This is a genomic window from Arsenicicoccus dermatophilus (assembly GCF_046267915.1).
GTDB classification, from domain to species: Bacteria; Actinomycetota; Actinomycetes; order Actinomycetales; family Dermatophilaceae; genus Arsenicicoccus; species Arsenicicoccus dermatophilus_A.
The window spans coordinates 825,519-838,031 of the sequence record NZ_CP176520.1 but is presented as its reverse complement, the minus strand read 5'-3'; the positions used below and the strand labels follow the sequence as shown (position 1 = coordinate 838,031).

Below are 12,513 nucleotides of genomic sequence, written 5' to 3'. Positions count from 1 at the left end.
CCCCGATGCACGTGTCGACACGGCGACGGCGATGCCAACGGGGGGTGAACGATCGCGCCGGAGGGTGATCCCGGGGCGAGGGGTGGATCTGCGCAGGTCCGGGCCCCGGGCCGGGACGGGGCTCGTTACACTGGCTGCCCAGGGGGGATGCTCGCGCGCGACAGCAGCCCGGCGCGAGGCCACGCAGGTGAGGACGGATGGATGACCGTGGTGGGGGTGGGGATCGATTCCACCGACGTAGCCGAGGTCCGGCGCGCCCTGCGCCGGCACGGCGACCGCTACCTGCGCTTCGTCCTGACCGACCGCGAGCTGGCCGAGTGCCGCCACGAGCCGGACCTGGCCACCGCCACGGCGCGGCGCTGGGCGGCCAAGGAGGCCGTCACCAAGGTGCTCGCGCCGACCGACGACGACCCCTGGCCCTGGACCCACGTCGAGGTGCTGGGCCTGGGGACCGGCACCACCGCCGTCCACCTGCACGGCCGTCCCCGTGCCCTCGCCGACTCCCGAGGCGTCCGGCACCTGCAGGTCGAGCAGATCCGCACCACCCGCGCCGACAGCGTGACCTACGCCGCAGTAGGGTCCGGGCTCACCACGCCCGGCCCCGTGACCTCCCCCGACACGAGAGGATGAGCATCATGAGCACCACCACCATCGAGGACGTGCGCGCCGTCGTGGCCGCGCACGCCGGTCTCGAGCGGGACGCGGCCACCCTGCGCCCTGGCGAGGACCTCTTCGACGCCGGCATGACCTCCCACCGCAGCGTCAACCTCATGATGGCCCTGGAGGAGGAGCTCGACATCGAGTTCCCCGACGCGATGCTGACCCGCGAGACCTTCTCCTCGCTGCAGTCCATCGCGGACGCCGTCGAGCAGCTTCGCTGACATGACCGCCCTGCAGGACGCGCAGCAGGACTTCCTCGACGAGATTCTCGCCGCAGGCCACTACCTCCCGCTCGGGCGCACCGGCGTCTGGGGTCGATCCGACGAGCTCGAGCACGTGGTGCTGGGCTTCGTGCGGCTCCTGGACGAGTTCTACGCCACCCGACCGCAGCAGGCGGTGCACTTCGGCCCGCTGGTCCCGCAGCCCCTCCTGGAGAGCACGGGGTACGTCGACACCCAGCCCCACCTCGTCGGCAGCATCGACGCCTTCCACGGCGACGACCACGCGCACCGGCAGCTGGTCACCGACCGCGAGGAGGGCCGCGACTGGCGCCGGCACCTGCAGCCGGCGGGCCTGACGATGGTGTCGTCGGCCTGCCACCCGCTCTACGGCGCGCTGTCCGGCCGGCAGGTCAACGGCAACTACCTCGTCCTCGGGTGGGTCTTCCGCCACGAACCGTCCGGCGACCCCTACCGGGTGGCGTACTTCCGGCAGAAGGAGTCGGTGCACGTCGGCAGCCACGAGGAGTGCGTCGACCACCGCGACCACTGGGTCCACCGCGCCGAGGACATGCTGCAGGGGCTGGGGCTGCCCGTGCACCTCGAGCTGGCCAACGACCCCTTCTTCGGTCGGGCCGGCCGGCTGATGGCGCGCGGCCAGCGCGCGGCCGCGCTCAAGAAGGAGCTGCTGATCGACGCCTACGGTGCCGACCTGCCTCCGGTCGCCCTCGCCTCCGGCAACCTGCACGGCGACCACTTCACGCACGCCTTCGAGATCCGCCAGGCCGACGGCTCCGCCGCCGAGACGGCGTGCATGGGCTTCGGGCTGGAGCGGGTGGCCTTGTCGTTGTTCAAGGTCCACGGCATGCGCACGTCCGACTGGCCCGCCGAGGTCCGCTCCCAGCTCGGTCTGTGACGGTTCTCCCCGGCGGTCGGTGACCCCGGTCGCCCGCCGTCGGGACGAGACCCACGTGCCCGGCCACCTCGAGGGTGGCCGGGCACTCGCACGCGGGAGACCGGACCGTCGGTGCGTCAGTCCTCGGCGTGGGTCAGTCCTCGGCGTGGGTCAGGTCGAACAGGCTGGTGACCGAGCCGTCCTCGAAGACCTCACGGATCGCGTCGCCGATCAGGGGAGCGATGGACAGCTGGGTCAGCTTGGGGAACTGCTTCTCCGGGGGGATCGGCAGGGTGTTGGTCACGATCACCTCGGACGCGCGGGACCCGGAGAGCTTCTCCACGGCCTTGCCCGACAGGATCGCGTGGGTGGAGACGATGACCACGTCCTTGGCCCCGGCGGCCATGATGGCGTCCGCGGCCTGGCAGATCGTCCCGCCGGAGTCGATCATGTCGTCGACCAGCACGCAGGTGCGGCCCTGGACCTCGCCGACCACACGGTTGGCGACCGACTCGTTGGCCCGGTGCACGTCCCGGGTCTTGTGGATGAAGGCCAGCGGCGTACCCCCCAGACGGTTGGACCACTTCTCGGCGACCTTGACCCGACCGGCGTCCGGGGACACGACGACCAGGTCCTGCCCGGCATACCGGTCGTGGACGTACTCCGACAGGATCGGGATGGCCTGCAGGTGGTCGACCGGGCCGTCGAAGAAGCCGGAGATCTGCTCGGTGTGCAGGTCGACGGTGATCAGCCGGTCGGCGCCGGCGGTCTTGAACAGGTCCGCCATGAGCCGGGCCGAGATCGGCTCGCGTCCCAGGTGCTTCTTGTCCTGGCGGGCGTAGCCGTAGAACGGGATGACGGTGGTGATCCGCTTGGCGCTGGCCCGCTTCAACGCGTCGATCATGATGAGGTTCTCCATGATCCACTCGTTGATCGGGGCCGTGTGGCTCTGGATCACGAAGGCGTCGGACCCGCGGACGGACTCCATGAAGCGCACGTAGATCTCGGAGTTGGCGAAGGTCCGGAAGTCCGTGGGGACCACCTGGGTCTCCAGCTGCTGGGCCACCTCCTGCGCGAGCGCCGGATGGGCGCGCCCGCTGAAGAGCATGAGGTTCTTCTCGTTGGTGCGCTTCACACCGGTCATCGCGTGGTGCCCTCCTGGCTCGACGCCTGGTCGTGCTCGTCCGAGGCGGCTGCGGCCTCGGCTGCCTTGGTCCCCGGGCGGCGCCTGACCGTCCATCCGGGGCTGTTGTGCTGCCGCCCGCGGGCGACCGCAAGCTCGCCGGCCCCGACGGGGTCGGTGATCGCGGACCCGGCCGCGACGAAGGCGCCGTCACCGATCTCCGCCGGTGCCACGAGCACCGAGTTGGAGCCGATGAAGACCTGCCGGCCGAGCCGCGACCGGTGCTTGTGGTCCCCGTCGTAGTTGGCGAAGATCGTGCCGGCCCCGACGTTGGTGCCCGCACCGATCTCCGCGTCCCCGCAGTAGGTCAGGTGGGGCACCTTGGCCCCGTCCCCGATCTGGGCGTTCTTGGTCTCGACGAAGCCGCCGATCTTGCCCGCGACGCCCAGTGCGGTGCCCGGGCGCAGGTAGGAGAAGGGACCGACCGTGGCACTGGCCCCGATCTCGGCCAGCAGGGTCTGGCTGCGGACCACGCTGGCGCCGTCCCCGACCCGGGTGTCCTGCAGCGTGCTGTCGGGACCGATCTCGGCGCCCTCGCCGATCGACGTCGCGCCGAGCAGCTGCACCCCGGGGCGCACGACGGTGTCGCGGCCGATGGTGACGTCGGCGTCGATCCAGGTGGTGGCCGGGTCGACGACGGTGACCCCCGCGCGCATCCAGCGCTCGACGATCCGGCGGTTGAGCTCCCTGCCCAAGGTCGCCAGCTGCACCCGGTCGTTGACGCCCTCGGTCTGCCACAGGTCGTCGACCACGTGTGCGGAGACCGTCAGCCCCTGCCGCCGGGCGATGGCGAGGACGTCGGTGAGGTACTTCTCGCCCTGCGCGTTGTCGGTACCGACCTGGTCCAGCGCCTCGCGCAGCACCCGCCCGTCGAACGCGTAGAGCCCCGAGTTGATCTCGGTGATCGCCCGCTGCTCCTCGGTCGCGTCCTTCTGCTCCACGATCGCGGCGACCGACCCGTCCGCGTCCCGCACGACGCGGCCGTAGCCGGTCGGGTCGTCCAGGTGGGCGGTGACCACCGTGACGGCGCTGCCGGAGGTCGAGTGCTGCGCGAGCAGGGCCGTCAGCGTGGCCGGCTCCAGGAGCGGCACGTCGCCATACGTCACCACGACCGTCCCGGTCAGGCCGGACGGCAGCTGCTCCAGCCCGCACTCGACGGCCCGGCCGGTGCCCTTGACCTCGTCCTGGTCGGCGATCAGGGCGTCGGGGGCGACCTCGGTGACGTGGGCGGCGACCCGGTCACGCTCGTGGCGGACGACGACGACCAGGTGCTCCGGGTCGACGCCACGGGCGGCGGCGATGGCGTGGCCGACGAGGCTGCGCCCGCCGATCGCGTGCAGCACCTTGGGGGTGGCGGACTTCATGCGGGTGCCCTCACCCGCGGCGAGGACGATGACGGCGGCGGGACGGACTGCGGTCACGAGAGGCTCCAGCCTGGCGGGGACGGATGCGGCGCGCGCGGGCGCGACCGAGGTGAACTCTACCGGTCCGGCAGGTGTCCCCCGGCCGAAGGGCCGACGGGCCGCCGCACCCCGCCCCGCGCGGGTCAGCCGCGCGGCAGGTGCGTCGGGGTCACGAAGCCCAGGACGTCGGCCAGCGTCACCACCCCGAGAACCTCTCCCCCGCGGTGCACCAGGGCCAGGTGGGTGCTCGTGCGCCGCATGCGCGCGAGCGTGTCGCGGATCGACAGCTCGGCCGGCAGCCGCAGCACCGGTCGGGTGACGTCGGCCACGGGCTCCCGGTCCGCCAGCGACAACGTGTCGCGGACGTGGACGAGGCCGGTGAGCTCGCCCGCGCGATCTCGCACGAGGACCCGCAGGTGGCCGCTGTCCAGCGAGGCGGCCCGGACCTCGGCTGCGGTGGCTCCCACCCCGACGGCGACCGGAGGCGCCCGGTGGACCAGCCCGTCGATGGCGGCGTCGCCGATCTCCAGCGCGGCGGTCAGGCGGGCCGCGTGCGGGGCGTCGAGGACCCCGGCGTCCACGGAGTGCTCGACCAGGTGCCGTAGCTCGGCCGGGCTCCGACCGCCGGCCGCTGGCGCGTCGGGGTCCGCGCCGGCGCGCCGCACCAGCGCGGTGGCCGTGTCGTTGAGGACCACGAGGAGCGGCCGCAGGACGACCATGAACGCCCGCATCGGCAGCGCCAGCAGCACCGCCGAGCGTTCGGGGTGTGCGATGGCCCAGGACTTCGGTGCCATCTCGCCGACGACCAGGTGCACGAAGGTGACGACCAGCAGGGCGAGGACGAAGGCCAGGACGTCGACCGCGGCCACCGGCAGGCCCAGCGTCCCCAGCAGGGGCACGAGCGCGTGGTGCACGGCGGGCTTGGTGACGGCGCCCAGGGCCAGCGTGCAGACCGTGATGCCCAGCTGGCAGCCTGCGAGCAGCACCGTGAGCTCCGCGCAGGACCGCAGGGCGGCCCGGGCGGCCCGGCTGTGCAGCGCCTGGTCCTCCAGGCGGTGCCGCCGAGCGGCCATCAGCGAGAACTCCACGGCGACGAAGAACGCCGACAGCGCGACGAGGGCGACGGTGATCAGGAGGACGGCGAGGGGGCTCATCGGACGGCACCGTTCGTGGGATCGGTCGGGAAGGTCTCGTCGGGGGGCAGGTCGACGACCTCCACGCGCACGCTCGCCGGCACGTGCCGCTCCACGGCCAGCACCTGCAGGTCGAGGGCTCGGCGCACCGGCTCGTCGTCGTGGACCAGGTCCGCGGGGTCCACGGCCAGGGCCGCCCGCACGGCGCCACCCACCTCCAGCAGGCCACCGTGGACGCTCATCGTCAGTCCGGCGAGGGTCTCGACGTGGTCCGCCCCGATCCGGGCGCCGACGATCCGCTCGACCTCGTCCAGCGGCACGTCGCCCGCCATCAGCCAGACCCGGTCCGGGTCGACAGGTATGACGTCCGGCCCACCGGCGTCGTGCTCGTCGGTGATCTCGCCGACGATCTCCTCGGCCAGGTCCTCCACCGTGACGATCCCCGCGAAGCCGCCGTACTCGTCGACGACGCAGGCCATCTCGGCCTGGGCCGCGCCGAGCCCGCGGACCGCCCGGGGTAGCCCCGTGAGGTGGGACAGGACGAGCGCAGGCCGGGCCAGGTCGTCGACGGGGGCATCGGGTCGGTCGAGGACGGCCAGCAGGTCCCGCAGGTCGAGGATGCCCACCACGTCGCCGTCCGCACCGACGAGCGGGTAGCGCGAGTGTCCCTGGGCGGCCATGCCCGCCCGGAGCTCGCCCACCGTCGTGCCCGACTCGACCACGTCCACCCGGGCCCGCGGCACCATGGCGTGCTCGAGGGTCCGGTCCGGGAAGTCCAGGATCCGGTCGAGCATCGCCGCCTGGTCCTCCGGCAGGTCACCGGCCTCCTTGGACGCGGCCACGATGTGCTCCAGGTCGCGCACGGTGGCCGAGTGCTCGACGTCGTGGACCGGCTCCATCCGCACCGCGCGCAGCAGGGCGTTCGAGGCGGCGTCGAAGACCCGGATCAGCGGGCCCAGCACGCGCAGGTAGGCCAGCGTGGACCCGGCCAGCCGTCGCGCCACGGGCTCCGGTCGGGCGATGGCGTAGTTCTTGGGGAAGAGCTCGCCGAACACCATCTGCACCACGGTCGAGACCAGCAGCGCCGTCGTGGCCCCCACGCCGAGGGCGACCGCGGGGCCCAGGCCCGTGCGCCGGAGCAGGGTCGCGAGGGACTCGCCGACCAGCGGCTCGGCGACGTACCCCACCAGCAGGCCGGTGACCGTGATCCCGAGCTGGGCGCCGGACAGCATGAACGAGGTGCGGCGGGTGACGTCGAGGGCAGCCGCGGCCCGCGGGTCACCGGCGTCCGCCTGCAGGGCCAGACGGGAGCGATCGGCACCCATGTAGGCGAACTCCTGGGCCACGAAGTACCCGGTGAGCGCGGTGATGAGGACGACGACCACCAGACCGAGCAGGAGAGTCAGGGCGGCGGTGATCATCGGGCGTCCCCCAGGGCGTCGCGCCGCAGGGGCGGGTCCGCGGCAAGGACCGGTGCCGGGACCGGCGCACGGGTGGGTCGGTGGGCGGGGTCCATGGGTCGGCGGATCCGTTCTCGGGCCGGCACACCGGCGGGGCCGCGGGGTGGGTGGTCGGTCGCGGGCCGCACCGTGCGGTCCACGGTGGGGCCGACAACCGCAGACCCGGTCATCGGACCGGCAGCCAGCGGTGGAGGGCGTCCACGAGCGGTCGCTCGACCAGGTCCGGGAGCCACGCCGGGACGCCGGTCAGCCACAGCACGGTGATGCTCACGGCGGTGACCAGCACCGCCGTGGCGACGCCGAGGCCCGCACGCACCCACCACGACCGGTCGGCGACCCACCGGGTCCATCGCGCCAGCAGCTCTCGCCCCCGGTGGTGCAGCCGGCGCGCCCACTCGAACTCCAGCGCCCAGATCCCCACCCCGCCCAGGACGATCAGCCAGCCGGGGCCCGCCAGCGGCACGAGGACCAGCCCGACGACGACCACCAGCAGACCGGTCGCCCCGACGCCTGCACGCCACAGGGCGCGGGACAACGGGCGCGGACGACCTCGCAGGCCGGGGGCAGGGGGCACGGGCTCTCCTCAGACGGTGTCGGCGTGCGGCCGACCAGGGGTCTGAGGTCTCCTTCACCCGGCGACTCGTCGTGCGTCGGGTGCTCGACCGGGGCGGGCCACGAGGCCGCCGTCATGACCGGTGCGAGGCTTGGGAAGTACTCCCCTCGTGCGCCCACGATACCCCGGCAGGACCGAGCCGGGGGCGATCGTCGGCGGAGCGGACGGCCGGGTCAGGGCTCCCCGGGTAGGAATCGAACCTACGTCGCTTGTCCTGATTCAAAGTCAGGCGGGCCCTGCCAGCAGACCAACCGGGGAACGTCGCGGGCGCGACCGGGCAAGCCTAGTCCAGCCGTCGGTGACCGAGGCATCTCACCCGACTCCCCATACCCGGGCCCCGTCGCGCGGCCGATTCGTCGGGTTCGGACCCCGGCCGCACCCGTGGTGGCTAGGGTGCGGGGCGAGGGGGCGCACGGGGATCGGGTCGCGACGCACGAGGGGGATGCCGGCGTGGACGAGGCGGGCAGTCGGAGCATGATGCGCACGGGGATCGCGACCGTGTGCCTGTCGGGGACGCTGGCAGACAAGCTGGAGGCCTGTGCGGCAGCGGGATTCGACGGGGTGGAGATCTTCGAGCAGGACCTGGTGGTGAGCCCGCTCGCCCCCGCCGAGGTGCGTCGTCGGTGCGCGGACCTGGGGCTGGCGATCGACCTCTACCAGCCCTTCCGCGACGTCGAGGGCACCGACGAGGAGGTGTTCGCACGGACGCTGCGACGGGCCCGGCACAAGCTGGAGCTGATGGCGCAGCTCGGCACGGACACCATGCTGGTCTGCAGCAATGTCGCCACCGCGACCGTCGACGACGACGACCTGCGGGTCGAGCAGCTCTGCCGTCTGGCCGATCTCGCGCACGAGCACGGGATGCGGCTGGCCTACGAGGCGCTCGCCTGGGGGCGGCACGTGTCGACCTACGACCACGCCTGGGAGCTCGTGCGCCGCGCCGACCACCCGGCCCTCGGCACCTGCCTGGACAGCTTCCACGTCCTCAGCCGGGGCAGCGATCCCGCCGGGATCGAGCAGATCCCGGGCGACAAGATCTTCTTCCTCCAGCTCGCGGACGCGCCCGCGCTCTGCCTCGACGTCCTGTCCTGGAGCCGGCACCACCGGGTCTTCCCCGGCCAGGGGGACTGGGACCTGCCAGGATTCACCGCCCAGGTGCTGCGCACGGGGTATGCCGGACCGCTGTCCCTCGAGATCTTCAACGACGTCTTCCGGCAGGCCGACGAGTCCCGGACCGCGGTCGACGCCCGGCGCTCCCTGACCTGGCTGGAGGACCGCACCGCCGCCCTGCTCGACGAGCGTCCCGGCCGGTGGGCGGGGGCCGCCACCCGCGCGCCCGAGCCCGGGGGCTGCCCGGCGGTGGAGCTCGGGCGGCTGCCGCGGGTCGAGGAGCCGCACGGGTTCAACTTCGTGGAGATCCCGGACGCGGCGGGCGGCCCCGTCGAGCAGCTGCTCACCGCGCTAGGATTCACCGCGCGTGGGCGCCACCGCACCAAGGACGTCGCCCTGTGGACGCTGGGCCGCGCCGCGGTGGTCGTCAACCACGAGGACCGGCGCGGCCGCCCGCCGCACGTCGCGGGTCTGGGCCTGGACGTGGAGCAGCCCGTCATCGCCGCGAGCCGCGCCCTGCGCCTCGGGTCCCATCTCCTCCCCCGCCGCACCGAGGCCGGGGAGGAGGTGCTGCGTGGTGTCGAGGCGCCCGACGGCACCGAGCTGTACTTCTGCGGGTCGGCGACGCCGACCGGGAGCGGCTGGTGGCGGGAGTTCGGCGACGGGGAGGTGCACCGCGACACCGTCGGGGCCACCGTCGTCGACCACGTCAACCTCGCCCAGCCCGCCGAGGCCCTCGACGAGAGCGTGCTCTTCCTGTCCAGCAGCCTGGCGCTCGACCCGTTGCCCTCGGTGGACGTGGCCAGCCCCACCGGCCTCGTGCGCAGCCAGGTGATGCGCTCCGCCGACGGGGTCGTGCGGATCGTGCTCAACCTCGCTCCCCCGCTGGGCAACCACGACGAGGTCACCGCCACCGAGCACGTGGCTCTGGCCGTCGACGACCTGGTGACCGTCGCCCGTGAGGCCCGCACCCGCGGCCTGGTCACCCTGCCCGTCCCGGCCAACTACTACGCCGACCTGGCGGCCCGCTTCGACCTGGACCCGGAGCTGCTCGCGACCCTGCAGGACCTCGACCTGCTCTACGACGAGGACGGCCAGGGTCAGTTCCTGCACCTGTACACCGAGACCGTCGGCGGCGTGTTCTTCGAGCTGGTCGAGCGACGCGGCGGGTATGACGGCTACGGCGCCCCCAACGCCCCGGTGCGGCACGCCATCCAGCACGCCCGGGCGCTGCGCCGCACCAGCGACCCCGGCGCCTGATCGGGCAGCCCGCCGCCCTCGCGCACCGACCCGCCGAGCCAGGTCACGCCCCGGGTGCAGGACCGACCCGGGATCAACCCTCGAAGGACAGGAGGAGCCGCCGCAGGGTGCCCGCGAGCTCGTCCCGGTCGGCCTCCGACAGCTCGCCGAGGAGTGCCTGCTCCCGGGCGAGCAGGTCGGCGAACGCCGCGTCCACGGCCGCCCGCCCCTCGTCGGTCAGCGAGACGATCACACCCCGTCGGTCGTGCGGGTCGGGCGAGCGACGGACGTATCCGCGCGCGGTCAACCGGTCCACGCGGTTGGTCATGGTGCCGCTGGTCACCAGGGTCTGCTGCACCAGGGCACCGGGCGACAGCTCGTAGGGCGCCCCCGCCCGCCGCAGCGCCGCGAGCACGTCGAACTCCCAGCCCTCCAGGTCGTGGCGCGCGAACGCCGCGCCCCGCGCCAGGTCCAGGTGCCGGGCCAGCCGCGACACGCGGGAGAGCACGTGCAGCGGCGCCAGGTCGAGGTCGGGGCGCTCGCGGGTCCAGGACGCCACGATGCCGTCGACGTCGTCGGCCTCCACGGGGGCCGCCGCGCGGTCCGCACCCGCTGGTGCCCCGGGGGCGTCGTCGCGCGCCTGCGGGTGGCTCGCTCGAGAGGTCATGGGGTCAGGTTACTCTCGCCGAGATTCTCGACGTCGAGCGACCAGGGCCGGTCGTCCGTCGACGGGCGCCCGGTCCGGCGCCGACCGGCGCGGTGTCAGCCGGCGATCTCCGCGGCCTCCAGCCAGGCCATCTCCAGCTCCTCGCGCTGGTCCACGAGCTCGCGCAGCCGGGCGTCCAGCTCGCGCACGGCGGTGGCGTCCGTGGCCCTGGCGACCATCTGGTCGTGCAGCCTGGTCTGCTCGGACTCGAGCCTGGCGATCTGGCGCTCCAGCCGCTGCATGTCCTTGCGGGCCTCACGCACCTGGGCCGCGGTGTACGCCGAGGAAGCACCCGCACCGCCCGACCCCGCGGGCGCCGCGGGCCCGCCCGCCGTGGCCGACCCGGTGCCGCGCAGCCGGGCCTGCCGCTCGGCATACAGCTGGAGATATTGCTCGACGCCGCCGGGCAGGTCCCGCAGCCGGCCGTCGCCGAGGAGCGCCAGCTGGCGGTCGCACATCCGCTCCAGCAGGTAGCGGTCGTGCGAGACGACGAGCAGCGTGCCCGCCCAGCCGTCGAGGACGTCCTCGAGGGACTGCAGGGTCTCGATGTCCAGGTCGTTGGTGGGCTCGTCGAGGATCAGGACGTTGGGCTCGGCCATGAGCAGGCGGAGCAGCTGCAGCCGGCGGCGTTCGCCGCCGGACAGGGAGCCGACCCGGGTCTGCTGCCGCTGGCCGGTGAAGCCGAGCTGCTTGGCGAGCTGGGAGGCGCTGACCTCCTTGCCCCCGAGCATCGTGAACTTCTTGACGTCCTCGATCGCCTCGATCACCCTCCGGTCGGCGAAGCGGTCGAGCTCGCGGACCTCCTGGGTGAGGAAGGCCATCGAGACGGTCTTGCCGACCTTGCGCCGGCCCGCGTCGATCGGCACGTCGCCCGAGATCACCCGCAGAAGCGTGGACTTCCCGGCGCCGTTGACGCCGACCAGCCCGATCCGGTCGCCCGGGCCCAGGCGCCAGGTGATGTCGTCGAGCAGCTGCTTGTCGCCGAGCCGCACCGACACGTCCTCGAGGTCGACGACGTCCTTGCCGAGCCGGGTGGTGGCGAAGCGCACCAGCGCCACCTCGTCGCGCGGCGGCGGCTCGCCCTCGATGAGCTGGTTCGCCGCCTCGATCCGGAACCGTGGCTTGGAGGTGCGGGCCGGGGCACCCCGCCGCAGCCAGGCGAGCTCCTTGCGGAGCAGGTTGTTGCGCCGCTCCTCGGTGACCGCGGCGAGGCGGGCGCGCTCGGCCTTGGCGAGGACGTAGGCCGCGTACCCGCCCTCGAAGGCCAGCACCTGCCCGTCGACGACCTCCCAGGTGTCGGTGGCCACCGCGTCGAGGAACCACCGGTCGTGGGTGATGACCACGAGCGCGCTGTCGCTGCGGGTGCGGCGGGTCGTCAGGTGCTGGGCGAGCCAGGCCACCCCCTCGACGTCGAGGTGGTTGGTGGGCTCGTCCAGGAGCAGCAGGTCCGGGTCCTCGACCAGGAGCCGGGCGAGCGCGAGACGGCGGCGCTCGCCACCGGACATCGGGCCGACGGTGCTGTCCAGGCCCCCGATGGTCGGCGCGCCGATGCCCCCGAGGAGCCCGTCGAGGACGTCGCGGATCCGGGCGTCGCCGGCCCACACGTGCTCCGGGCGATCGCCCAGGACCGCCTGGCGGACGGTGTGGGTGGGGTCGAGCGAGTCGTCCTGGGTCAGCATCCCGATCGTCAGGCCGCCGGTGCGGGCGATGCGGCCCTCGTCGACGTCCCGGACCCCGGCGATGACCTTGAGCAGCGTGGACTTGCCGCCGCCGTTGCGGCCGACGACCCCGACGCGGGTGCCCGAGCTCACCCCCAGGGACAGGTCGTCGAGCACCATGGTGGTGCCCAGCGCGAGGGAGACGTGCTCGATCGAGACGAGATTGGCCACGGGT

At 73.5% G+C, this 12,513-nt stretch carries 11 protein-coding genes and 1 tRNA gene; 4 read left to right on the top strand and 8 right to left on the bottom strand.

Annotated features, from left to right (window positions below):
* Positions 1 to 201 precede the first annotated feature (201 nt).
* The 3 genes from ACK2IS_RS04275 to ACK2IS_RS04265 are packed head-to-tail and all read left to right on the top strand — an operon-like array spanning position 202 to position 1,794.
* Positions 202 to 630 carry a holo-ACP synthase gene (locus tag ACK2IS_RS04275; RefSeq protein ID WP_409484912.1) on the top strand — a complete coding sequence of 143 codons (429 nt, stop codon included), beginning with the start codon at positions 202 to 204 and terminating at the stop codon, positions 628 to 630.
* A gap of 5 nt (positions 631 to 635) precedes the next feature.
* Positions 636 to 881 carry an acyl carrier protein gene (locus ACK2IS_RS04270; RefSeq protein WP_409484911.1) on the top strand — a complete coding sequence of 82 codons (246 nt, stop codon included), beginning with the start codon at positions 636 to 638 and terminating at the stop codon, positions 879 to 881.
* 1 nt (position 882) lies between these two features.
* Positions 883 to 1,794, top strand: a complete 912-nt coding sequence (locus ACK2IS_RS04265; RefSeq protein ID WP_409484910.1) for a hypothetical protein — start codon at positions 883 to 885, stop codon at positions 1,792 to 1,794.
* A gap of 133 nt (positions 1,795 to 1,927) precedes the next feature.
* Here ACK2IS_RS04265 and ACK2IS_RS04260 read toward each other — a convergent pair whose 3' ends face one another.
* The 6 genes from ACK2IS_RS04260 to ACK2IS_RS04235 form a co-directional block, all read right to left on the bottom strand.
* A complete protein-coding gene (locus ACK2IS_RS04260; protein ID WP_409484909.1) occupies positions 1,928 to 2,917 on the bottom strand; it encodes a ribose-phosphate diphosphokinase in 990 nt (329 codons plus the stop codon).
* Positions 2,914 to 4,377, bottom strand: coding sequence for a bifunctional UDP-N-acetylglucosamine diphosphorylase/glucosamine-1-phosphate N-acetyltransferase GlmU (gene glmU / locus ACK2IS_RS04255; protein WP_409484908.1), 1,464 nt, complete (start codon positions 4,375 to 4,377; stop codon positions 2,914 to 2,916). The genes ACK2IS_RS04260 and glmU overlap by 4 nt, the downstream gene beginning before the upstream one ends.
* 125 nt (positions 4,378 to 4,502) lie before the next feature.
* Positions 4,503 to 5,513: a CNNM domain-containing protein gene (locus ACK2IS_RS04250; protein ID WP_409484907.1), complete on the bottom strand. Its 1,011-nt coding sequence runs from the start codon at positions 5,511 to 5,513 to the stop codon at positions 4,503 to 4,505.
* On the bottom strand, positions 5,510 to 6,913 hold the full coding sequence (locus ACK2IS_RS04245) for a hemolysin family protein (protein WP_409484906.1): 1,404 nt from the start codon (positions 6,911 to 6,913) through the stop codon (positions 5,510 to 5,512). The genes ACK2IS_RS04250 and ACK2IS_RS04245 overlap by 4 nt, the downstream gene beginning before the upstream one ends.
* Positions 6,914 to 7,118: 205 nt before the next feature.
* Complete coding sequence (locus tag ACK2IS_RS04240; protein ID WP_409484905.1) at positions 7,119 to 7,526, bottom strand: PGPGW domain-containing protein; 408 nt, start codon at positions 7,524 to 7,526, stop codon at positions 7,119 to 7,121.
* A 218-nt stretch (positions 7,527 to 7,744) separates the two neighbouring features.
* Positions 7,745 to 7,823 (bottom strand) — tRNA-Gln (locus tag ACK2IS_RS04235).
* A gap of 216 nt (positions 7,824 to 8,039) precedes the next feature.
* Between ACK2IS_RS04235 and ACK2IS_RS04230 the strand changes: the two genes are divergently transcribed.
* Positions 8,040 to 9,935 (top strand): bifunctional sugar phosphate isomerase/epimerase/4-hydroxyphenylpyruvate dioxygenase family protein, encoded by a 1,896-nt coding sequence (locus ACK2IS_RS04230; protein ID WP_409484904.1) that lies wholly within the window; start codon positions 8,040 to 8,042, stop codon positions 9,933 to 9,935.
* 73 nt (positions 9,936 to 10,008) lie between these two features.
* Here the strand turns inward: ACK2IS_RS04230 and ACK2IS_RS04225 are convergent, their stop codons facing one another.
* Both ACK2IS_RS04225 and ACK2IS_RS04220 read right to left on the bottom strand, forming a co-directional pair.
* The gene (locus ACK2IS_RS04225; protein WP_409484903.1) at positions 10,009 to 10,581 is read right to left on the bottom strand and encodes a MarR family winged helix-turn-helix transcriptional regulator; all 573 of its coding nucleotides are present in this window, start codon (positions 10,579 to 10,581) and stop codon (positions 10,009 to 10,011) included.
* A gap of 95 nt (positions 10,582 to 10,676) precedes the next feature.
* Positions 10,677 to 12,509, bottom strand: a complete 1,833-nt coding sequence (locus tag ACK2IS_RS04220; protein ID WP_409485629.1) for an ABC-F family ATP-binding cassette domain-containing protein — start codon at positions 12,507 to 12,509, stop codon at positions 10,677 to 10,679.
* Positions 12,510 to 12,513: the final 4 nt, after the last annotated feature.